This window comes from Rhizobium sp. SEMIA 4085 (assembly GCF_013004495.1).
Lineage (GTDB): Bacteria > Pseudomonadota > Alphaproteobacteria > Rhizobiales > Rhizobiaceae > Rhizobium > Rhizobium gallicum.
The window spans coordinates 1-21184 of record NZ_JABEPH010000061.1 but is presented as its reverse complement, the minus strand read 5'-3'; the positions used below and the strand labels follow the sequence as shown (position 1 = coordinate 21184).

General features: G+C 60.4%; 20 protein-coding genes and 2 pseudogenes. 14 read left to right on the top strand and 8 right to left on the bottom strand.

Features of this window, described 5'->3' with window-relative positions:
* Positions 1–242 precede the first annotated feature (242 nt).
* From C9413_RS33195 to C9413_RS09070, 4 genes and pseudogenes are all read left to right on the top strand, one after another.
* Positions 243–482 (top strand): annotated as a pseudogene (locus C9413_RS33195) (AI-2E family transporter); the annotation flags it as partial.
* A 153-nt stretch (positions 483–635) separates the two neighbouring features.
* Positions 636–869: an AbrB/MazE/SpoVT family DNA-binding domain-containing protein gene (locus C9413_RS09080; protein WP_040115931.1), complete on the top strand. Its 234-nt coding sequence runs from the start codon at positions 636–638 to the stop codon at positions 867–869.
* Positions 866–1270, top strand: a complete 405-nt coding sequence (locus C9413_RS09075) for a type II toxin-antitoxin system VapC family toxin (RefSeq protein WP_040115930.1) — start codon at positions 866–868, stop codon at positions 1268–1270. The genes C9413_RS09080 and C9413_RS09075 overlap by 4 nt, the downstream gene beginning before the upstream one ends.
* A gap of 269 nt (positions 1271–1539) precedes the next feature.
* Positions 1540–1683: pseudogene (locus tag C9413_RS09070) on the top strand (transglutaminase-like cysteine peptidase); the annotation flags it as partial.
* Between the two features lie 102 nt (positions 1684–1785).
* On the opposite strand, the gene C9413_RS09065 reads toward C9413_RS09070, so the two are convergent.
* The gene (locus C9413_RS09065) at positions 1786–2538 is read right to left on the bottom strand and encodes an SHOCT domain-containing protein (RefSeq protein ID WP_246703721.1); all 753 of its coding nucleotides are present in this window, start codon (positions 2536–2538) and stop codon (positions 1786–1788) included.
* An 878-nt stretch (positions 2539–3416) separates the two neighbouring features.
* Here C9413_RS09065 and C9413_RS09060 point away from each other — a divergent pair.
* The 4 genes from C9413_RS09060 to C9413_RS09045 all read left to right on the top strand — a co-directional run bounded on the left by C9413_RS09060 (position 3417) and on the right by C9413_RS09045 (position 9145).
* The gene (locus tag C9413_RS09060) at positions 3417–4175 is read left to right on the top strand and encodes an ImuA family protein (protein WP_040115928.1); all 759 of its coding nucleotides are present in this window, start codon (positions 3417–3419) and stop codon (positions 4173–4175) included.
* Positions 4093–5607 carry a DNA polymerase Y family protein gene (locus tag C9413_RS09055; protein WP_170250379.1) on the top strand — a complete coding sequence of 505 codons (1515 nt, stop codon included), beginning with the start codon at positions 4093–4095 and terminating at the stop codon, positions 5605–5607. Before C9413_RS09060 ends, C9413_RS09055 begins: the two co-directional genes overlap by 83 nt.
* Positions 5604–8864, top strand: coding sequence for an error-prone DNA polymerase (locus C9413_RS09050; RefSeq protein WP_040115926.1), 3261 nt, complete (start codon positions 5604–5606; stop codon positions 8862–8864). Before C9413_RS09055 ends, C9413_RS09050 begins: the two co-directional genes overlap by 4 nt.
* A 128-nt stretch (positions 8865–8992) precedes the next feature.
* Positions 8993–9145, top strand: coding sequence for a hypothetical protein (locus tag C9413_RS09045; protein WP_170250378.1), 153 nt, complete (start codon positions 8993–8995; stop codon positions 9143–9145).
* A gap of 291 nt (positions 9146–9436) precedes the next feature.
* Here C9413_RS09045 and C9413_RS09040 read toward each other — a convergent pair whose 3' ends face one another.
* From C9413_RS09040 to C9413_RS09015, 6 genes are all read right to left on the bottom strand, one after another.
* Positions 9437–10465 (bottom strand): GH25 family lysozyme, encoded by a 1029-nt coding sequence (locus C9413_RS09040; protein WP_040115925.1) that lies wholly within the window; start codon positions 10463–10465, stop codon positions 9437–9439.
* A 159-nt stretch (positions 10466–10624) separates the two neighbouring features.
* Positions 10625–11803 carry a M20 aminoacylase family protein gene (locus tag C9413_RS09035; RefSeq protein ID WP_040115924.1) on the bottom strand — a complete coding sequence of 393 codons (1179 nt, stop codon included), beginning with the start codon at positions 11801–11803 and terminating at the stop codon, positions 10625–10627.
* 87 nt (positions 11804–11890) lie between these two features.
* Entirely contained in the window at positions 11891–12670 is a 780-nt protein-coding gene (locus tag C9413_RS09030; protein ID WP_040115923.1) for an amino acid ABC transporter ATP-binding protein, read from the bottom strand.
* The gene (locus C9413_RS09025; RefSeq protein WP_040115922.1) at positions 12667–13629 is read right to left on the bottom strand and encodes an amino acid ABC transporter permease; all 963 of its coding nucleotides are present in this window, start codon (positions 13627–13629) and stop codon (positions 12667–12669) included. The genes C9413_RS09030 and C9413_RS09025 overlap by 4 nt, the downstream gene beginning before the upstream one ends.
* Positions 13626–14516: an ABC transporter substrate-binding protein gene (locus tag C9413_RS09020; RefSeq protein ID WP_040115921.1), complete on the bottom strand. Its 891-nt coding sequence runs from the start codon at positions 14514–14516 to the stop codon at positions 13626–13628. The genes C9413_RS09025 and C9413_RS09020 overlap by 4 nt, the downstream gene beginning before the upstream one ends.
* Positions 14517–14551: 35 nt before the next feature.
* The gene (locus C9413_RS09015) at positions 14552–15541 is read right to left on the bottom strand and encodes a nitrate ABC transporter substrate-binding protein (protein ID WP_040115920.1); all 990 of its coding nucleotides are present in this window, start codon (positions 15539–15541) and stop codon (positions 14552–14554) included.
* Positions 15542–15645: 104 nt separating this feature from the next.
* On the opposite strand from C9413_RS09015, the gene C9413_RS09010 reads away from it, so the two are divergent.
* Together C9413_RS09010 and C9413_RS09005 are read left to right on the top strand one after the other, a co-directional pair.
* Positions 15646–16974 carry a PLP-dependent aminotransferase family protein gene (locus tag C9413_RS09010; protein ID WP_040115919.1) on the top strand — a complete coding sequence of 443 codons (1329 nt, stop codon included), beginning with the start codon at positions 15646–15648 and terminating at the stop codon, positions 16972–16974.
* 223 nt (positions 16975–17197) lie between these two features.
* Positions 17198–18277, top strand: coding sequence for an ionic transporter y4hA (locus C9413_RS09005; protein ID WP_170250377.1), 1080 nt, complete (start codon positions 17198–17200; stop codon positions 18275–18277).
* Positions 18278–18282: 5 nt separating this feature from the next.
* On the opposite strand, the gene C9413_RS34170 is transcribed toward C9413_RS09005, so the two are convergent.
* Entirely contained in the window at positions 18283–18498 is a 216-nt protein-coding gene (locus C9413_RS34170) for a hypothetical protein (RefSeq protein ID WP_040115918.1), read from the bottom strand.
* Positions 18499–18628: 130 nt separating this feature from the next.
* On the opposite strand from C9413_RS34170, the gene C9413_RS08995 reads away from it, so the two are divergent.
* The 4 genes from C9413_RS08995 to C9413_RS08980 form a co-directional block, all read left to right on the top strand.
* Entirely contained in the window at positions 18629–19504 is an 876-nt protein-coding gene (locus C9413_RS08995; protein ID WP_040115917.1) for a LysR family transcriptional regulator, read from the top strand.
* A gap of 113 nt (positions 19505–19617) precedes the next feature.
* The gene (gene msrB / locus C9413_RS08990) at positions 19618–20061 is read left to right on the top strand and encodes a peptide-methionine (R)-S-oxide reductase MsrB (protein ID WP_040115916.1); all 444 of its coding nucleotides are present in this window, start codon (positions 19618–19620) and stop codon (positions 20059–20061) included.
* Positions 20062–20568: a peptide-methionine (S)-S-oxide reductase MsrA gene (gene msrA, locus C9413_RS08985; RefSeq protein WP_040115915.1), complete on the top strand. Its 507-nt coding sequence runs from the start codon at positions 20062–20064 to the stop codon at positions 20566–20568.
* Between the two features lie 240 nt (positions 20569–20808).
* Positions 20809–21184: alpha/beta fold hydrolase (locus C9413_RS08980; protein WP_170250376.1), on the top strand; the 376-nt coding region annotated here is incomplete at its 3' end.

Below are 21184 nucleotides of genomic sequence, written 5' to 3'. Positions count from 1 at the left end.
TTCCGGCACAGCGATCTGGCGCGATCCATTAAAGCCACATCCAATGGCAATCGGTCCGTCGGTTAGCTCGTTCTAGGGCAGCCGACGGGCCTTAGTCGCCAATGGCCGGCGCGGTAGCCACCTCCGCCCACATGACAGCGCGACGGCCGGTTCTCCACGCATCGTCTCGCTCTGAGCGGAGACCCGCACTGAAAACGCGGGCTTGTAGTTGTTCTTCCTTGGATTTCTGCATCTATCCGTTCAACTTCCTCCGACCATATCTGCTCAGCCAGAACATCAATCTTCCCGAGCTGCTCGGTCTATTCGGGCTCGTCGGCGGCGTTCTGGCTTTCGGATTCATCGAGTTTTTTCTCGGACCAAGGTTACTGGCGGTGGCCTATAATCTCTTTCTCGAGTGGGCCGCAGCGGAACTCGAAGAGCGTATGCAATCGGCACCGTCTTCCCTTGCGGCTGGCGACTTGGAAGCCAATACTAGGGATTGAGTTGACGGATTTTCGCTCATCGTTTCGGCTTCGCGGATTGCGGCGCGCCGCCGGCACAACACCTATGAAAGCATATCATCTTGGAGACCGCCTTATTGACTTCGCCCTTACAAAGTAATACCTTCTGAAGGTCAAGTATTACCGAGGGCGCAAATGGCGACGACAGTGACAGCAAAGGGGCAGGTGACCATTCCAAAGCCCGTCCGCGATCTGTTGGGAATCGTTCCCGGAAGCAAGGTTGATTTCCGCCGCGCCGCCGATGGCAGCATTGTCGTGGTGCGGGCGGACAAGAAGCAGGCTGTGAGCCGGTTTGCGAAGTTGCGAGGTCAGGCGGGCAAGGGGCTCAGCACCGATGCCATTATGGCACTGACACGTGGCGAAACTTGACCCTCGTCGATACCAATGTCCTCCTGGACGTTGTCACTGATGATCCGGCGTGGGCGGATTGGTCGATTGCACAACTTGAAGCGGCGAGCCTCGATGGGCCTTTGCTGATTAATGATACCGTGTACGCCGAGCTGGCGGTGCGATACGATCGTATCGAAGAACTCGAGGCATTCCTCGACGAGGCTGGGCTTGAAATGACTGCAATGCCGCGAGCCGCCCTTTTCCTTGCCGGCAAGATATTTACGCAGTATCGCCGCGCCGGAGGATCAAAGACCGGCGTATTGCCCGACTTTTTCATAGGTGCCCATGCAGCGGTTAGTCAGCTTCCGTTGCTCACCCGCGACCTTGGCCGCTACCGCACATATTTTCCGTCAGTGACGCTGATTACGCCGCACGCGTAGCCGGAAATATTTCCAGTGGCTGTAGCGCCGCGCCGTATCCGCGTCGCGGATGTGGTTGCAGAACTCCGGGTTCAGATCTGTGTGCAAACTTTGGCATCTAGACTACGAATTGAGGGTGCCGAAACGCGGAAAAGGATTTGAGCTTATTTCACCGGCGAGGTTGGCAGTGAAATGCTTTCATGAATATGTCGAGCGACATTCCTAATCTTTGCGCCTTGCGCGGGACATGGCAGATTAAGAGCCAAAGGCTGACATGCTGCATTTCCTGAGGTGAAGGACACGCCGTCCTGACGCTTTCCACCAGCGAAGGTGATTTCATTCTTGATGATCTCGCAGATGAGATCAAACCTTGGCACGCGGCACCGCAGGTGTTTCTGAGACGCCAAAGCCACCACAATCCGATCGATCGGTAAAGATCCGGATGAACGTTTGCAGGCGGCCCGCGCAGTGATTATCCGGGCTCGATGAAAAGCCATCAACTGATCGGCGTCCGGCAAGCCCCTGTTCGTCGGGTCCTATAGTCGGCTGAGCAACTCCGATTTCTTCGCCTCGAATTCCTGATCTGTGAGAATACCTTTTGCATGAAGGGCTGCGAGGCGTTCAATCTTGTCGAAGATGTCCTCATCGGACCGACGCGCCTCCGGCGCTGGACGCGCCGCTTGTTGTGGCTCGGGGGGTTCCGGCGCGGACGATGCGAATATCGATGGCGCAACCGTGGCGGCAGATGGGCCGGTAGCCGACGTGCCCGCCGGTTCCTTGCCGTTCTGACGGACCACATCCAGTTCCGAAATTTTCACGAGTCCGTGCTGAGACGTAAAGCTCAGCGACTGGTCGCTGCTTTGCTGTTGCGAGAAACCGCCAATGCGATGGTCCTTCGTGTCGTAGACCGTAACCCGGCCGCCGACATCGATCGCCAGTCGTCGGGTTGTCGGGAAAAACGCATAGCGCAGGTCATTCTGCGCCCCGGTCGAGGCAGGATGCCCGAGCTCCTCGGGCCACCAGTTCCCGGCCGACAACGCCCCAGGCACGAACAAACTGACGCCGCCTTGACCCTGGTATTGGGACTGGTGCGACCTCTGCGGCTCCAGCAAATCCGTGCTGCCTACCAGGACCGCAAGCTCGGAACAAATCCCCGCCACGTTCGCCTTCAGAGCATGGTTGAACATGTCGCCGACCATGATCATGCCGCCCTGCGACCATTGCCCCATGCCACCGAGATCAGGATGGTTGAACTGAGCCTGTGTCGCCTGTCCGGCGATAATCGCCATCAGAAGGTGCTCGACCGCGCTAAGGCTGACCCCGTACCGCTGTGCAATCCCCTCCAGGGTCCGTCGACCCTCTTCACTGAGTTGTCTCATCGTGATCGCCCTTGCCTTATGAAGCGTGCATGTCGCAAGGCCGAGCCCCGCAACGAAGTCAAGAAGCTCTCCACGACATTAGAACAATACGGAACGAGGTGACAAATGTCACAAGATATCGCACCAGTTCTACCATCACATCGTCGGCGTAGGCTTATGCGCCGATATCGACGCAGTTCGAAAACTGCTTCCATAATCTTGACCTCAGATACCGGAACGCCAGGACTGCGGGCAAAGTCACGCCACCTACGTACAATCTCCCGACCACGCCGCGATTACTGCGGACGTCGAGATGACAAACTGTGCGACCGGTCGCAACAAATCGATAGATGCGGCCGCATCGTCAAAACAGATCTAGGTCGAGGTCCCGGCACTATTCGGCGTCGGGTTCAACCTAAAGCCGCGCAAGTACCTCTCTATCCACGCTATCCGTTGCAGTGACGGATAGGACCGTTGTGATGTGGGCGGCGGGCTTCGGTGCAACTGAGTGGCGACACCTAGCGTCAGAACAGGTCTGGCTTTTACTCGCCTTGACCATGACCGCCTCTCTCGGAGTCGCACTGCCGCCGCCGGAATCTTTTCTCATCGATGACATTTTCGACCGCTGTGGACAGGCTCCTGTATCGCATTGATTTCTCTGATGGATCACGAGTTTTCGTGCTGTGGAGGACGGTTGAGGTGAGATGCCACCCGAAACATGCCGATTGACTCGCTTTTCGCATAGGAACAAAAGAGGAACATTCTCGCTTTTAAACGAGATGGAAACCTGCTTTTGACGAAGGCCACAGATGGCGCAGCCGCGCGCGAACCTTACCCTCTCCGAGCTTCGAGACCATATCCGGCATCTCGAAGGAACGGCTGGCCGCCGCAAGGTCGTCCTGCCGTTCGGGGTCGCCGAAATCGACCGACACCTTCCGGGCGGGGGCCTTTCATACGGAGCGTTGCATGAGGTCGCCGGCGGCGGGACAGGGAGTGTCGATGGAGCGGCCGCAGCGCTGTTTGCGGCGGGCATCGCTGCCCGCACAAAGGGTAAAATCCTGTGGTGTCTGACAAGGCCAGACCTGTTTTTTCCGGCCATATCTCAGGCGGGCCTGCATGCCGACCGGGTGATCTTCTGCGAGGCCGACCGGGAAGCGGACGTGTTGGCTTCAATGGAAGAAGGCCTCTGTTTCGGTGGCCTTGGAGCGGTGGTCGGCGAGCTCGTACGTCTTCCCATGACAGCCTCGCGCCGTCTCCAGCTGGCAGCCGAAAAGACCGGCACGATGGGTATAGCGCTCCGGCGCTGGCGGCGGCAGACGGAAGCCTCGGACTTTGGCCAGCCCACCGCTGCAGCAACGAGATGGCGCGTGAGCGTCTTGCCGTCCGAACCGCTTCCCGTTGCCGGTGTCGGCCGGGCGCGATGGCTGGCGGAATTGATGCGTGTGAAGGCGGGCGAGTGTGCTGAGTTTGAAATAGGAGCCTGCGATGCCAAGGGTCGTATCCGTCTACTTCCCGCGTCTGGCCACGGATCGGCTCAGACGGCATGGAGCAGAAGCCGTGCCAGCTGAACGCCCGCTCGTCGTCATCTCGAAGAGCGGCTCCAAGCGATGGATTTCTGCCGCCGACAGCAAGGCGTCAAAGCTCGGTCTAAGAATCGGCATGCCCGCCAGCAAGGCCCAGGCGATGGTCGCCGATCTGGTCATGATTGACGCCGCTCCTGGCGAGGACGCCGCCGCGCTCGAGCGGCTCGCCCTTTGGGCGCTCCGGCAGTACACGCCGGTGGTCGCCGTGGATGGGACCGACGGCTTCGTGATGGACACCGAGGGAGCGGATCATCTGCAGGGCGGCGAAGCCCTCCTCGTCAGCGGATTGGTGAACAGACTGCGGGCGAAGGGATTGTCAGCGAAGGCAGCCGTAGCCGATACCTGGGGTGCGGCCCACGCACTTGCGCGGCTGACTTCGGACGATACGACCGTCGTTCCCGTTGGAGCGATTGCCAAGGTGGTAACCCAACTGCCGATCCACTGTCTCAGGCTGCCATCGGAAATGGTCCAGGGTCTGCGGGTGCTCGGTGTTGATACCGTCGGCCAGCTTTTTTCAATGCCGCGCGCACCCCTGACGCTTCGCTTCGGTCCGGAACCCTGCCGTCGCCTGGACCAGATGTTCGGCCGGATCGCCGAACCGATTGACCCGATCCGTACGCCGGACCTGGTCGAGGTATCCCGCAATTTCTCCGAACCGATCGGCGCGGCCGAAACCATCGCAAAATACACGCGCCGCCTCGTCGTCCAATTGACGGCTAGGCTGGAGGAGCGAGGGCTTGGCGTACGCCGATGCGACCTGATCATTCACCGCGTGGACAACATCAGGCAATGTCTGAGGGCGGGCCTCGCCAAGCCTGTCCGCGAGCCCGCCCGACTTTCGAAACTCCTCTGCGACCGCATCGAGAAGATCGATCCTGGCTTCGGAATCGAGAAGATGGCGCTCGTTGCCGTTATGGTAGAACCGCTGGAGGAGAAGCAAATCGCACCCTCGTTGATCGAGGAGACGATCGTCGACGTGACGCCATTGGTCGATATCCTCGGTAATCGCGGCCAGCGTCTCTATCGCGTCGCTCCCGTTGCTGCCGACGTTCCGGAAAGGTCCGTCAGGAAGATCAGTCCGACGGCAGACGAAACCGGAGAGAACTGGGCGGCGAAGTGGCCGAGGCCGTCACGTCTACTTTCGACGCCCGAGCGGATCGAGGTGATCGCCCTGCTTCCCGACCAGCCACCTGCCGTCTTCACCTGGCGCGGCAAGCGACGACGCGTAAAACGCGCCGACGGTCCAGAACGCATCTTCGGCGAATGGTGGCTTCGCCCCACGGAGATGTCCGCGGTTCGGGACTACTTCGTGGTCGAAGATGAGGTGGGTGAACGATACTGGATCTTTCGGGCCGGCGACGGGTTCGATGCGGAAACCGGCTCCCATCGATGGTTCCTCCATGGAGTGTTCGGATGAGATACGCCGAGTTCCAGGTCACGACGCATTTCTCCTTCCTGCGAGGCGCCAGTTCCGCCGAGGAACTCTTTGCCACAGCCGCGGTCCTCGGTATCGATGCGCTCGGTGTCGTCGATCGCAATACTCTGGCAGGAATCGTGCGTGCCTGGGAGGCGGCGAAGACGACCGGCGTGCGGCTCGTAGTCGGATGCCGGCTGGACCTTTCGGACGGCATGTCGATACTCGTTTACCCGACAGATCGTCCGGCTTACTCGCGGCTCTGCCGTCTGCTGTCGCTCGGAAAATCGCGAGGCGGCAAGGGAAACTGCGTTCTCGATTTCTCCGATTTCGCCCAGTACGCCGATGGCCTCATTGCAGTCCTCGTTCCTGACGAGGCGGACGAGACCTGCGGCATGCAGTTGCGCAAGCTCGCCGAACTCTTTGATGACCGTGCCTATGTCAGCGTCTGTCTGCGGCGTCGGCCGAACGACAGGCTGCGCCTCCATGGTATTTCGACCTTGGCGACCCGATTCAAAGTGCGGACAGTTGTCACCAATGACGTCCTGTTTCACGAGCCTTCCCGCCGCCAGCTACAGGACGTCGTGACCTGCATTCGCAACAAGACAACGATCGACGATGTCGGCTTCGAGCGCGAGCGACATGCAGACCGTTTCCTCAAGGCTCCCGAGGAAATGCATCGGCTGTTTGCCGAATACCCCGAAGCGTTGGCCCGAACGCGGGAGATTGCCGACCGCTGTCGTTTCGATCTGAGCCAACTCGAATATCAGTATCCCGAGGAGGCGATTGTTCCGGGCCTCGACGCCCAGCAGAGCCTTACGAAGTTCGCCTGGGAAGGGGCAGCCGAACGATATCCCGAGGGCATCCCCGAGAAAGTCAGGAGGGCAGTCCAGCATGAACTCGAACTCATCAGGGTCATGAAATACGCGCCCTACTTCCTGACGGTTTACAGCATCGTGCGGTTCGCGCGTTCAAGGGGCATTCTCTGTCAGGGCCGGGGATCTGCGGCGAACTCGGCTGTCTGCTATTGCCTCGGCATCACCTCGATCGACCCGGAAACAAATGATCTCCTGTTCGAGCGATTTGTGAGCCAGGAGCGCAACGAGCCGCCGGACATCGACGTGGACTTCGAGCACGAGCGGCGCGAAGAGGTCATACAGTGGATCTACGAGACCTACGGCCGGAGCAGGGCCGCACTCTGCTCGACGGTCACGCGATACCGCACGAAGGGCGCGCTGCGCGACGTCGGCAAGGCGCTATCGCTTCCCGAGGACATGATCGCCCAGCTTTCATCCGGCGTTTGGGGCTGGTCAGAGGGCGTCAGCGAGAAGCATCTCAAGGAGAACAATCTCAACGCCTCGGACTACCGCCTGCGGCTGACCCTCGATCTTGCCCGGCAACTGATGGGTGCGCCCCGTCACCTTGGACAGCATCCTGGCGGCTTCGTGCTGACCCATGACAGGCTGGACGACCTCGTGCCGATCGAGCCGGCCGCGATGGACGACCGTCAGGTCGTCGAATGGGACAAGGACGATATCGATGCGCTGCGCTTCATGAAGGTCGACGTCCTAGGGCTTGGAATGCTGACCTGCATGTCCAAGGCCTTTGCGCTGATGGCAGAACACAAAGGAGACAACAAGGACCTTGCGTCAATTCCGCAGGAGGACCATGCGACCTACGCGATGATCCGCAAGGCCGACACGCTTGGGACGTTCCAGATCGAGTCGCGCGCCCAGATGTCGATGCTCCCGAGGCTGAAACCGCAGACGTTCTACGACCTGGTGATCCAGGTGGCGATCGTCAGGCCCGGGCCGATCCAGGGCGACATGGTGCATCCCTATCTCAGGCGGCGGGAAGGCCGGGAAAAGGTCGAGTACCCGACGCCGGAACTGGAGGCGGTGCTGAGCAAGACGCTTGGCGTGCCGCTTTTTCAGGAGAGCGCGATGAAGGTCGCGATGGTCTGCGCCGGCTTTAGCGCGGGAGAGGCGGACCAGTTGCGGCGCGCGATGGCGACCTTCAAGCACACAGGAGGGGTTTCGAAGTTCAAGAACAAGCTGGTGTCCGGCATGGTGAAAAACGGCTATTCGCCGGAATTCGCGGAAAAGACCTTCAGCCAGCTCGAAGGTTTCGGCAGTTACGGCTTTCCCGAGAGCCATGCTGCGTCTTTTGCGCTGATCGCCTACGCCTCGAGCTGGGTGAAATGCCACCATCCGGACGCCTTCTGCGCAGCTCTCCTGAACTCTCAGCCGATGGGTTTTTACGCTCCGGCCCAGATCGTTGCCGACGCCAGGGTTCGCGGGATCGAGATCAGGCCCGTTTGCATAAATCGGTCCCGCTGGGATTGCACCTTGGAAGACGGGGCGGGTTCGCGTCATCGCGCGGTTCGACTTGGATTGCGAATGGTGCGGGGTTTGGCAACGGCAGACGCCGCGAGGATCGTCGCGTCGCGCGCCGGCCAGTTTTTCGTCTCGGCCGATGACATATGGCGGCGATCAGGCGTGCCCACGGCCTCTCTGGTCAAGCTTGCCGAAGCCGACGCTTTCCTCCCGTCGATGGGCCTTGAACGGCGTGAGGCGCTCTGGGCGATCAAGGCGTTGCGCGACGAACCGCTCGAACTATGGGTCGCGGCGGCGGAGCGGGAAGCGAAGGCGATTGCGGAAATGCAGGAACCCGCGGTCACATTGAGATCGATGACACAGGGCATGGAGGTCGTGGAAGACTACAGTCACACAGGTCTGACCCTGCGCCAGCATCCGGTGTCCTTTCTTCGTCAGGACCTCAGGAAGCGGAGCATCGTCACCTGTGGCGAGGCGATGGCCGAGCGGGACGGGCGATGGCTGATGACGGCGGGACTGGTCCTCGTGCGCCAAAGGCCTGGGTCGGCCAAGGGCGTGATGTTCATGACACTGGAGGATGAGACCGGAATCGTCAACGCCGTCATCTGGCCGAGCCTGTTTGAGAAACAGAGGCGGGTCGTGTTGTCCGCCACGATGCTCGCCATCAACGGCAAAATCCAGCGCGAGGGCGAGGTCGTCCATCTGGTCGCCCGGCGGCTGTTCGACCTGTCGTCCGATCTCGGAGGGCTCGGCGAGCGTGACGGAGCGTTTCCGTTGCAACATGGTCGCGGTGACGGGGTGGTTCACGGAAGCGGTTCGCCGGATTCGCGGGATCGACCAAAGCCCTTGGCACCGACGCGAGATCTCTACGAACCCGATTGGCACATCGACACACTGAAGGTCAAATCGCGGAACTTCCATTGATTGACAGAGGTATGGAGGGACCGGAGCGTTGCCGAAATACTGTATCACCTGTCACTTGACGGCCGCAACGGAGTGGGATCTACGATCCGGGAGACAGAAATTGGGAGCCGTACCGGGATCGACGCCACATGGACCGCGAAGGAGCCGATCGGGTGGCCCTGGCAGTCAACGCCGGAACGAGCGATGATCTACGCGAGGACTTCGAGGCCGCCGGATATCCGCTTCTTACGACTGAAATCGTCGCACCTGGACTCATCAAGGTCTATCCGCACCCCGCCTGAGGGAACTTGCCCGAGCAACCGAACGCTTACCCTACAAGACGGCAAGGTCCAGAATTACTCGCCCCGCCCGACGGCTGCCGCCCGTCGGAGGGAACTGTTTGAAGTGTGGCAGCGCTGATGGTGTTGTTTGGAGGCGAAGATTGCCGTCGTCGGAACCGCGGTTCCCGTCCCGGTGGCTACTGGAAACTGCAGGAATCGCAGCGGCTTGCACGGCGACGCAATTCATCCTTCGGTGGCCGGGATGGTTCCTCGCTTATTCAGGGGCAAGCTAAACTACCCCGCCGCCCGGCGTTACCGTGACGCCACCCAGTCATGCCAGTCGCCTTCATCGCCATGGAAGACGTTGAGGTCGATCCGGCCATCGACACCGTGCGACAGGCCGGAGCCCGAATACTGCCAGAAAACCCACTTCCGTTTTGGATAGACCTTGGACGGGTGAGCGGCGACCGAGCGCAGCCAGAAGGGATAGTCGAGGAACGCGCCCTTGAGATTGTCGCGATAGAAGTCGGGTGCAGTGTAGATGATCGGGCGCTGACCATAATGCCGCTCAAGCTTGTCCATGAAGACCTGCATTTTTTCGAGCACCCGCTCGCGCGAAGGCCGTCGCTTGCAGCTCGATTCACCATTCCACTCGACGTCGATCACCGGGGGAAGCGCGCCAGCTTCCTTCGGAACGTTGCGGATGAACCAGTCGGCCTGTTCGCCAGCCGTCCGGCACCAGTAGAAGAAGTGATAGGCGCCGCGCTTCAATCCGGCTTCCTTTGCCCGGCGCCAGTTCTTCTTGAACATCGGATCGAGATGATCCCCGCCGTCGGTCGCCTTGATATAGGCGAAGTTCGCCCCCTGCCTTCTCAGCCTTTCCCAATCGATCTCCGCCTGCCAGCGCGACACGTCGACGCCATGCACGGCAAGCTTTCTGGGCGATATGGACCCGAAATTAATCGGCTTGGCGTCGCGGAACCCGTAGCTGTAAATCTGCGAGCGCGTCTGCGGAGCTGTCCCCATCTCAGGCTTGTCCGGCGAAAGCATGGCAATCGGCCGGTCTGACGGAACGGGCGCGCCAACGGTTCTTGAAGCCGGCGCAAACGCCTGCGGTTGCGGTATCGATCCCGCCCAGGCCAATGTCTCCTGCGGCGGGGCAGCTTGCGCCGCGACGTCGCCGATATCGGCGGCAGGGACGGGCACGGCCGATTGGGCAACCGAGCCCGTCGTCTCCTCAGATGGTCGCCCGGCCTGAACGGTCGCAGGACGAGAATTGGCGGCGCAACCGGCCAATGTCAGGCAGGCAAGAAAAATTGCTGTCACATTCGATAGACGCATAAGAACCCATACGCAAAACAACTGCCGCCGATGCCAATCCCCTGCCGCCGGGACCGGCTGGCGTGAATGGCTAACGGAAAATTACCAAAAAAGACTGAATACAATCTTTATCGCCAAGGTTAACGGCGCGCGCATGCTTGCGGGTGCGTCACGGGAATTCTAGCCCAAGAATTTCTCTGTCAGCCGCGCCCACATGGCGGCGCCAACCGTCAGGTTCTCGTCTGCAAAGTTGTATTTCGAGCTGTGCAGGATCTCCGAGTTCAGGCCGTTGCCAAGGCGCAGGAAGCAGCCCGGCTTATGCTCGAGAAAATGGGAAAAATCTTCGCTTCCCGGGATGAGCGGGCACGTCAAGACCTGGTCCGGGCCGACGAGTTCCTCCGCAATGCCGCGGGCAAATTCGGTTTCCTTCTCGGAGTTGATGACGACCGGGTGGCCGCGCACATAGTCGACCTCGGCCCTGGCCCCATAGCCTTCAGCGACGGTCGCGGTGAGTTTGCGGATTCTCGCCTCCAGAATGTCCCTGATCGCCGGTTCGAAGGACCGGACACTCAGCAAAAGCGTAGCGATGTCCGGAATGACATTCGAGGCCTCGCCGGCATGGATGGAGCCGACGGTGACAACTGCCGTCTGCGTCGGATCGATGCTGCGCGAAACGACCGACTGCAGAGAGACGACAAGATTGCAGGCAATAACGACGGGGTCCACCGTCAGATGCGGCCTGGAGGCGTGGCCGCCCTTTCCCTTGATGGTGATTCGTACCGTGTCGGCAGCGGCCATCAATGGACCGGAACGCAAAAGCCAGGTGCCTTCCGGTGCGCCGGGATGATTGTGCAGCCCGAAAATTGCATCGCACGGAAAGCGTTCGAACAATCCGTCAGCGATCATCGCTTCAGCACCGCTTGCGGTCCCTGCTTCCTCGGCGGGCTGGAAGATCAGGTTGATCGTTCCGTCAAAACGGCGGGTGCGCGCCAGATATTGCGCAGCCCCAAGCAGCATCGTCGTGTGGCCGTCGTGACCGCATGCATGCATCTTGCCGGCGGCCCGGCTCGCGTAAGGTAGGGACGTTTCTTCCTGTATCGGAAGGGCATCCATGTCGGCACGGATCGCAATACTGCGTGGGCTGCTGCCTACCTTAAGACGTGCGACGACACCGTGGCCGCCGACATTGCGGCAAACCTCGTAGCCCCAGGAAACCAGTTTTTCGGCGACGAAGCGTGCCGTCTCGACCTCTTCGAACGACAGTTCCGGATTGGCGTGAAGATGCCGGCGGGTCGCGAGAAGCTCTTCCTTGAGCGGTTCGAAGTCGGAGATGCGGGCAAAAGCATTGTCGCGTGTCATCAGTCAGTTCCGATAGCTAGAATGAACGGGATGGTGGCGCCGCGGTTTGGCGCCGCGGGCAGAATGCGGAGCGTACAGATTGCCCGGCTAGATGAAGCGCGCGAGAAAGCTTCTCGTGCGCTGATGCTGCGGATTGCCGAGGACATCTTCGGGCTTGCCGTGTTCAACGACTTTGCCGCCATCCATGAAGATGACCCGATCGGCCGCTTCGCGCGCAAAACCAATCTCGTGAGTGACGACGATCATGGTCAATCCCTGGCTTGCCAGGTCCCGCATGGTGGATAAGACCTCACCGACGAGTTCGGGATCGAGTGCGGAGGTCGGCTCGTCGAACAGCATCAGCTTCGGCTTGATCGCCAGAGCCCGTGCGATCGCCACGCGCTGCTGCTGGCCGCCGGAAAGCTGGCGCGGATAACTGCCGGCTTTTTCCGAGAGGCCGACGCGCTCCAGAAGCGTCAGCGCATTTTCCGTTGCGGCCTTGCGGCTTTCGCCGTGGATGCCCACCGGCGCTTCGATGATGTTTTCGAGCGCGGTCATGTGCGGATAGAGGTTGAACTGCTGGAAGACCATGCCGATCTTGCGCCGCTGTGCAGCGATTGCATTGTTGGAGAGCTTCTCAAGCCGGCCCTTTCGCAATCGATAACCGATCTGCTCTCCATCGACCATGATAGAGCCCTGATTGATTGCCTCCAGATGGTTGATGCAGCGCAGGAAGGTCGATTTGCCCGAGCCGGATGGCCCGAGGATAACCACAACCTCGCCAGGGGCGACGTCAAGATCGATCCCTTTCAAGACTTCAAGCTGGTCGAAGGATTTGTGAACATTGCGTGCGTGGACGAGCGGTTCGACAGTTGCAAGGGCATTCAATGGCTCGCCTCCTGTGCGATGGCGGGTGAGGGGGTATCGGGTACGATCGGCGCGCCTGCCTGTCCGGCAGGCTTCGCCGCGCTGCCGGAGCGTCTGTCGCCTCTGCTGTAGTAGCGCTCGATATAGCCCTGGCCGATGTTGAGGATCGAGGTAATCAGCAGGTACCAGACCACCGCGACGAGCAGCATCGGAATGATCTCGAACGTGCGGTTATAGATCGACTGGACCGAATAGAGCAGGTCCGCCATGGCGATCACGCTGACGAGAGAGGTCGCCTTGATCATGCTGATGAGCTGGTTGCCGGTTGGCGGAACGATGGAGCGCATTGCCTGCGGGATGATGATCCTGCGCAGTGCGCGTGCCCGCGTCATGCCAAAGGCTTCGGCCGTTTCCGCCTGTCCCCTGTCGACGGAAAGAAGGCCGCCGCGGATGATCTCGGCCATGTAAGCCGCCTCGTTGAGCGCCAGGCCGACGATTGCCGCCGTCATCGGCGTGATGACGGAATTTGTATCCCAACTGGCCAATGTCGGTCCGAACGGCACGGTGATCGAAATCGACGGAAAGAGCGTCGACAGGTTGTACCAGAAGATGAGCTGCACCAGGAGCGGCGTGCCGCGGAAGAACCAGATGTAGAGGCCGGCAAGGGAATGGGCGAGCCGGTCCGTCGACAACCGCGCAATGGCAAGCAGCAGACCGAGCGCTATGCCGATCAGCATGGCAACGACCGTCAGTCCCAGCGAGACGTAAAGGCCGCTGATGACCGTCGGGTCAAAGAAATATTGTGCGACGACCGGCCAGCCGAAATTCTCGTTGTTTGCAACGATCCATCCAAAATCGGCCGCAATGCCAAGTGTCAGCGTCCAAAGGACCAGGCGATCGATGCGAAACGGCTTGTGCGCGTTGACGACGTCGCGGGCACCGCCCGAAGGCGATGCGTTTTTGTGGTTGTTGGCGCTCATTTTGGCAACATCCCGCCGAGATTGATGCCCGGCTCTTTGATCATGTTGTTCTCAAGGCCCCATTTCTTCATGATCGCGGCATAGGTGCCGTTGTCCATCAGAACTTTCATGCCGTCGTGCAACACCGGTCCGAGCGGCGATCCCTTCGGCACGACCGCACCCTGGTAGAGATCTTCAAAGCCGTTCTTCTGGCCGACGCCGGTGAGCTCGAGCTGGCCATTAGACTGCGACACAAAATAGGTGAGGGGAGCCTGGGACGAGAAGAATGCATCCGAGCGCTTGGACCTGACGGCAAGGATGGAGCTCGGCTGGTCGGTGAAGGATTGAACCTCGATCGCCTCCTTGCCGTCGGTCTTGCACTTTTCGGCCTGGACCTTGATGACCTTCTCCGCCGACCCGCCAGCCATGACGGCAATGCGCTGTCCGCAGGCAGTCTCCAGCGAGGTTATGCCGTTCGGATTGCCCTTGTGCACGGCGAAGACGACGAATTCCTGCACCCAGTCGACGAAATCGTTGGCCTCTTCGCGGCTCTTGAAATCGCCGACAGGACCGAAGGCGAATTGATAGCGGCCGGAATTGACGCCGGCGAGGAGTGCCGGCAGGCCGCCGACGGTTGCGTGCTCGATCGTAACGCCGAGCACCTGGCCGAGCGCGTCCGTGAGGTCGGCGCTTGCACCTTCCATCTTCGTTCCGGTGACGATCTCGTAGGGCGGAAAGGAGCCGTTGTTGACCGAGATCATCTTGCCGGCGGTCTTGATCTCCTCGGGAAGCTTTGCCCGCAGTTCCTCGTTGACGGTGAGCTTCGGAAGTTTTGCATCCTCGGCCATGGCCATTCCAGAGAGCAGGGCGCTGGCAAGAGCGAAGGAGGTGATGGATTTCAATGGCATTTCTTATTCCCCTTTTTGGTTTGTATGGAACAGGTTCAGGATTCGGCTGCGGCAAGCTGCGGGCGATCTGAGGACGCCTGCAGCGGAAAAAGCTCTGCCGGCGTGAGCGCTCGCGGCAGGATGCCCTGCGCGTGCAGCTCCCGGGCAAAATCGGCAATCATCGCACAGTTGGCATCAAGGCCGCTTTCGTCCCAGTCCGGTGGCAGATCTGCCGAGACCCTCAAGAGTTCATCGAGCATCCATGGCGTGGTGTCGGCATATTTGCGGCGCTTCGTCGTCCAGACGCGCTTGGATTCATCGATCAAGGTGCTGAGTTCTTCGAGGACCCATGGATGTTGCGCCGCCACCGTCGCCTTGACGCCAATGAGATGCATGCCCGGCACGTAGCCGACGTCGTCGAAATATTGGCGTTCGGCACCGCGAAAATCTGCAAGCACCTGGCGGAACGGCGTATCTTTATCGAAAAAGCCCTCGGGCATGAAGGGTGTGAAAACCGCATCCAGCCCGCCCTCTTTCAGGAGCTCGACCATCGGCCGCTCGCCGGGCGCGGCCTCGATGCGTCCCGGGCGGCCAAAGCCGTCGAGACGATCGGTGACAGGGTGGGCTTCCGTCAACCGGCCGGCAAACCACATCGCATCCTCGACGCCGACACCTTCACGGCGCAAGGCTGCGCGCGTCCAGGTATTTCCGGAATCGCGCCATCCAGTCACACCGATCCGCTTTCCAGCAAGCTGACGCAGTTGCGTGATCGGGCTCTGCTTCGTCGTGATGATGCAGCGATGGCGAAAGCCGCGCATGATGAAGTTCGGGATGCCGACCACCGTCTCGTCGCCGTCGGCGCGAAGCTGGGTATATCGGCTGAAGGACATTTCCGCCGCCTCGTGGACGTCGTCTTTTCCAATATGGGAGATGAGCGTGCCAACCCTTTCGACCTTCACGTCGAGGCGGGGTGACGAGACCTCTCCGAGCACCAGCGGGGTCATGTAGTCCCAGTCGCGCAGGGCCAGTCGTATCGTTACAGTCATGCATTTCGCTCGCAAAGAATGGTCATTTCTGTTCGTAGATAAATGTTCACTTTGCTGCGATCAAATGTTATTACGTTATTGAACATTTAATCTTGGCGCAAAATATGAACGACACACGAAATGCCGATTGGTTTGCCCAAAAGTTAAGCGACAAGTCCATTCGCGGAATTGCGTTGGAAACCAGTGCCTTGATCAGGGCAGGTGCACTTCCCGTCGGAACCAAGCTGCCTGCGATCCGCGACCTTGCCTTCGCGCTTGGCGTCAGCCCCGCGACGATCTCCGAGGCCTGGAGCGAGCTGCGCCGCCAGAAGATCATCAGCGGGCGCGGCCGCAACGGCACCTGGGTCAGCGGCGATCGGTTCGTTGCCAAGCCCGAGAGGCTTGCAAGTTCCGGCAACTACGGCGAGGGCGTGCTCGACCTCACGGCGGCGGTCCCGGATGTACGCCTGCTGCCGCCCCTCACAGACGCCCTGGCATACGGCGCCTCGGCGGAAAACCTCAACAGCTACGAACGCAGCCGTATCCTGCCGGAGCTCGAAGCGGCCGTGCGGCGCGACTGGCCCTACGAGCCGGAGGCCTTCCTTGCAACAAATGGCGGATACAACGCCGTCTATACGCTGTTGCATGCGTTAGTGATGCCTGGCGCTTCGGTCGCAATCGAGAACCCGACGGCCATGCGCCTTCTCGATATACTCGAGGATCTGGGCGTGCGTATCCTGCCCGTTCAGTGCGACAAGGACGGCCCCCTGCCGTCGTCGCTCGAAGCGGCCATGAAATATCGTCCCGTTGCATTTCTGTTTCAGCCGCGGCTCCACTCCGTGACCGGCCAAAGCGTCAGCAAGGCGCGCCTGGAAGCTCTGGGAAATATTTTGGCAGGGAGCGACACGCTGATTATCGAAGACGATGGCGTGGCCGACATTTCCGGCTCACCGAAGCATTCCTTGGGAGGGCGCTATCCGGACCGCGTCATACACATCCTGTCCTATTCGAAGACGCTGGGTCCGGACCTGCGTCTTGCCGTGCTGTCGAGTTCCCGGGCGATCGTGGAGCAGATTCAATCCTATCGGAGCTTCAGCGCCGGCTGGACCAGCCGGATTCTGCAAGCAGCGGCAGCGTGGCTGCAACGCGATCCCAGGACCGAGGAAATCCTTGCCCGGGCGCGCAATATCTATCAGCAGCGCCACGATGATCTGACGAATGCGCTGCGCGAGCGCGGCGTCGAGTTGGATGATGGAGGAGGCCTCTGCGCCTGGATTCCGGTCGCGTCAGAGCCTTTTGCGATGGTCACCTTGGCGGCGAGAGGGATTGCAGTTCACCCCGGCGCAAAGTTCTCGATCCTGCCCAGCAATCATATCAGGGTCGCAACGGGCAATCTTTCGGAGCGTAGCAGCGAGGTCGCGGATGCCATCGCGCTCGCCTGCACGACCAGCTGATCCTGGATTTGATTAAGTGTCCGAGCGTCCAGATAGGATGGTAGGGTTGGACACCAGGCAGCCTCAAAGGATTGATGAACGCCAGACACTGAGCTCGTCGGCGCGTGACAACCGGATGTCTTTCTCCGGAGCCGGACTCACGCCCCTGGAGTGCGACGTAAGGTTGCCTACGGAGGATTTCCATGCGTATCCTTATACGGCCGAACAATGGGTTTTCACCGTCTTGGCAGCAGAACAAACACCGTGGTGGGCATGGGTTTCGCCTGCAGTGGCATTGGCGATCCTGTTGGTGACGCCGTTTACAGGCAGCGCGGGCCTTGTTGTTGCGGCTGCCGGAGTAGCTCTGATCGCCACCGTCTTTGCCGCGGTATTTCACGCCGCGGTTGTCGCCCAGCGGGTCGGCGAGCCGTTCGGCACGTTGGTTCTGGCGATCGCCGTCACCGTGATCGAGGTAGCGCTGATCGTCTCGGTGATGATCGCAGCTCCGGGAGAAAAGGCGGACCTGGCTCGCGACACCATATTCGCCGCTGTCATGATCGTGATGAACGGTATCGTCGGCCTGTGCCTGCTTTGCGGGGGCATGCGTCACCACGAACAGGGATTTCAGCTCCAGGGAGCGAGTGCTGCCTTGGCCGTATTGGCCGCGCTCACCGTCCTGACGCTGGTCGTGCCAAACGTCGTCACGCGCGCAGCGGGGCCGATGTTCAGTACACCGCAGCTTGTCTTTGCCGGTGCAGTTTCATTGGTTCTTTACGGGTCATTCATCTTCGTCCAGACCGTGCGGCACCGCGACTACTTCCTGCCGTTCGAGGCCGATAACGAGGATGCGCACGCGCCGGTGCCCTCAAACAGGACGGCAGCCACGAGCGCAGCTTTGCTGCTCGTCGCGCTCGTGGCGGTGGTGGGCCTTGCAAAAGCTCTGACGCCTTCGGTGGAGGCAGGCGTAGACTGGCTCGGCGTGCCGAAGGCCGTCGTGGGAATCGTCATTGCGGGCGTCGTGTTGCTTCCTGAATGTCTGGCGGCGCTCAAGGCAGCGCGGGCCAACCGACTGCAGACCAGCCTGAACCTGGCGCTGGGATCGGCCCTTGCGACAATCGGCCTGACGATCCCTGCCGTTGCGCTCGTCTCGATCGTGCTTGGCGAGCCCCTGGCGCTTGGCCTGGAGGAGAAGGATCAGACTCTGCTGGTGCTGACGCTGATCATCAGCGTGATCACATTGGGTACGGCCCGAACCACGGTGCTTCAGGGGATCGTGCACCTGGTCGTCTTTGCAGTGTTCTTGTTCTTTGCCATCGCGCCGTAGCCCTCCTACAAGATCGCGCTCGTGCAAGCATGGGCTGAAGCCGGCAACCTCGTCGAAGAGCGTGAGCGGGATGCCCTTGCCTGGGCCGAGACGGTGACGCGCGCCGTTGCACCTAAGCGCGGGCCGACGATGACCATCGCAATGGCTTTCTTGGTCCCATTGAAGAAAGCTGTGATCGCACTGCCCTCGCGGTAAATCATCGCCTGCACTGGGTAGCTCATCGCGGCAGGCGCTCTCCAGGAGTGGCAAAAACCATTGCTGATCTGTATTCACTCCTAGACGGCTCGAAACCCGGGCATCTCGCTTTCACCTTGATGGCAATCCTCTTCAAACTCACGCAAGAAGTGATCCATGGACATCAATCAGGTTAGGTACTTTCTCAATTTGGCGGAAACCTTGAATTTCACCCAAGCCGCACGTCGAAGTGGTGTCTCGCAGCCAAGTCTCACTCGAGCAATCCAGCGTCTAGAGGAAGAATTGGGCAGTCCACTGATCTATCGCGATGGCAAGGACAGCCGACTTACGGCGCTTGGCCGCGACGTCCAGGCCGAATTCATGCGGATTGAACTCGCGCTTCGAAACGTGCTCGAGCATTCCGAGAGCACGGTGCTCGGCCGACGCCGTATTCTCGACATCGCCGTTGCCCCGACCATAGGCCCCGCTACCTTTGCCGCATTCTTCGACGACGCGCTTGGAAAGCTTCCTTCCATAAAGATCAACATGCATCAGCTGTTGGCCGGAGAAGGCGCGGACGAAGTGCTTTCGGGCAAGTACCACGCCTGCATCCTGCCGCGGGCGCCGCGTCCCAACCCCAAGTTCAACGTCGTGCCGCTGTTTTCCGAGCGATTCCTCCTTGCCTGTGCGGAGAGCCATCCGCTGGCGGGCAAAGATGTCGTCAGCACCGAGGCAATTGCCGCCTATCCTTACGTTGACCGGCTGGCCTGCGAGTTTCACACCGAGATCACCGAGCACCTGATGGACCAAGATGCGGTCATGCAACCGCGCTTCAGTGCCGAGCGCGAGGACTGGGTCCAGCAAATGGTAGCCGAAGGCCGCGCGATCTGCATCATGCCCGAACGATCCGTCGTCGTGCAGGGCATAGCGACGCGCCCGGTTGAAGGGATATCATTGGAACGCGAACTGGTCTTCGTGACGGTCTCCGGTTCCGGTACGCCGCTCGAGATCCGCAAGATCGCGCAGATGGCAGCTCGGTACGACTGGGCGTAAGCGGACAGAACTGTCCTTATGGTACGGCTATCGAATCTATGCACACCTGATATTGGGAATCCCCGTGGGCCTTCGCCATATTCAGGCAACAAATCCGAGAACGGAGATAGGCAATGACCTACGCAAAGACCGACGAAGCGGTCAGCAAACTTACGTCCGAGCAATATCGGGTGACCCAGCAAAACGGCACCGAACGCCCCTTTACAGGGGAATACCATGACAACAAGAGGTCGGGGATCTATGTCGACATCGTTTCGAGCGAGCCGCTGTTTGCCTCGGGCGACAAGTTCGATTCCGGCTGCGGCTGGCCGAGCTTCACCAAGCCGATCGTGTCGGAAAACGTCAAGGAACTGCGAGATGGCTCCCAAGGCATGATCCGCACCGAGGTGCGCTCGGCGCATGGCGACAGCCACCTCGGACATGTGTTTCCCGACGGTCCTCAAGAGCAAGGCGGCCTGCGTTACTGCATCAATTCCGCGGCCCTGCGCTTCATTCCGCGCGACGAAATGGACGCCGAGGGCTACGGTGCATATCTCAACCAGGTGGAGGATATCTAAATGACCGAGAAAGCTGTTCTGGCTGGTGGTTGCTTCTGGGGAATGCAGGACTTGATCCGCAAGCTGCCCGGGGTCATTCAGACCCGCGTGGGCTACACCGGCGGCGATGTGCCGAACGCGACCTACCGAAATCACGGTACCCACGCCGAAGGCATCGAGATCATCTTCGATCCCGAGATGATCAGCTACAGACGGATTCTGGAGTTTTTCTTCCAGATCCATGATCCGACGACAAGAAACCGGCAGGGCAACGATGTCGGCGCCTCCTACCGGTCGGCGATCTATTACGTTGACGACGAGCAGAAGAAAATAGCCGAGGACACCATCGCAGACGTCGACGCTTCGGGTCTGTGGCCCGGCAAGGTGGTGACCGAGGTCGAGCCGGCGGGAGATTTCTGGCAGGCGGAACCCGAGCATCAGGATTACCTGGAGCGCTATCCAAACGGCTACACCTGCCACTTCCCGCGCGCCAACTGGGTGCTGCCACGGCGCTCGGCGGCCGAATAGCCGGCCGCCTGTCTCCTGCCAGGCAGATCGGCGCCCCATTCTAAAAGTGCGGCGGATGCGCCGGGCCATAACGGAGCACGTCGTGCGGATTGGACGCCGCCACCAAGGAGCGGCGCCGGCAGTGCCGGCGCTCCGCTGACATAAACATCTGGCCAAAGATTGGTTTGAACGAACATCCAGATAGTCGGTCTCCGTGGCTGATGTAGAATGCTTATTTCCTCACAGCGACGGAGCATTCCCATGGCCTTCCACACGCAACGGGTTCAATTTGCCGGCCATTCCGGCGCAACCCTGGCTGCCCGCCTCGACGTGCCGAACTGGCCCTTACGCGCCTACGCACTTTTTGCCCATTGCTTCACCTGCTCCAAGGATTTGGCCGCAGTTCGCCGCATTGCAGCGGAGCTTGCGCGCGAAGGTATCGCTGTCATGCGTTTTGATTTCACGGGTCTGGGATCGAGCGAAGGCGAATTTGCTTCGACAAATTTCTCCTCCAATGTCGCCGACCTGCTTTCGGCGGCCGACTATCTTCGTCAGCACTACCGGGCACCGTCAGTGCTGATCGGCCACTCGCTCGGCGGCGCAGCGGTGCTGGCCGTCGCCAGGAACATTCCTGAAG

Excerpts from the sequence above, each read along its gene's own strand:
- C9413_RS09080 (WP_040115931.1), top strand. The coding sequence starts at position 636 with ATGGCGACGACAGTGACAGCAAAGGGGCAGGTGACCATTCCAAAGCCC.
- C9413_RS09065 (WP_246703721.1), bottom strand. The coding sequence starts at position 2,538 with ATGGCGATTATCGCCGGACAGGCGACACAGGCTCAGTTCAACCATCCT.
- C9413_RS09060 (WP_040115928.1), top strand. The coding sequence starts at position 3,417 with ATGGCGCAGCCGCGCGCGAACCTTACCCTCTCCGAGCTTCGAGACCAT.
- C9413_RS09055 (WP_170250379.1), top strand. The coding sequence starts at position 4,093 with ATGCCAAGGGTCGTATCCGTCTACTTCCCGCGTCTGGCCACGGATCGG.
- C9413_RS09050 (WP_040115926.1), top strand. The coding sequence starts at position 5,604 with ATGAGATACGCCGAGTTCCAGGTCACGACGCATTTCTCCTTCCTGCGA.
- C9413_RS09045 (WP_170250378.1), top strand. The coding sequence starts at position 8,993 with ATGGACCGCGAAGGAGCCGATCGGGTGGCCCTGGCAGTCAACGCCGGA.
- C9413_RS09040 (WP_040115925.1), bottom strand. The coding sequence starts at position 10,465 with ATGCGTCTATCGAATGTGACAGCAATTTTTCTTGCCTGCCTGACATTG.
- C9413_RS09035 (WP_040115924.1), bottom strand. The coding sequence starts at position 11,803 with ATGACACGCGACAATGCTTTTGCCCGCATCTCCGACTTCGAACCGCTC.
- C9413_RS09025 (WP_040115922.1), bottom strand. The coding sequence starts at position 13,629 with ATGAGCGCCAACAACCACAAAAACGCATCGCCTTCGGGCGGTGCCCGC.
- C9413_RS09020 (WP_040115921.1), bottom strand. The coding sequence starts at position 14,516 with ATGCCATTGAAATCCATCACCTCCTTCGCTCTTGCCAGCGCCCTGCTC.
- C9413_RS09015 (WP_040115920.1), bottom strand. The coding sequence starts at position 15,541 with ATGACTGTAACGATACGACTGGCCCTGCGCGACTGGGACTACATGACC.
- C9413_RS09010 (WP_040115919.1), top strand. The coding sequence starts at position 15,646 with ATGAACGACACACGAAATGCCGATTGGTTTGCCCAAAAGTTAAGCGAC.
- C9413_RS34170 (WP_040115918.1), bottom strand. The coding sequence starts at position 18,498 with ATGAGCTACCCAGTGCAGGCGATGATTTACCGCGAGGGCAGTGCGATC.
- C9413_RS08995 (WP_040115917.1), top strand. The coding sequence starts at position 18,629 with ATGGACATCAATCAGGTTAGGTACTTTCTCAATTTGGCGGAAACCTTG.
- msrB (WP_040115916.1), top strand. The coding sequence starts at position 19,618 with ATGACCTACGCAAAGACCGACGAAGCGGTCAGCAAACTTACGTCCGAG.
- msrA (WP_040115915.1), top strand. The coding sequence starts at position 20,062 with ATGACCGAGAAAGCTGTTCTGGCTGGTGGTTGCTTCTGGGGAATGCAG.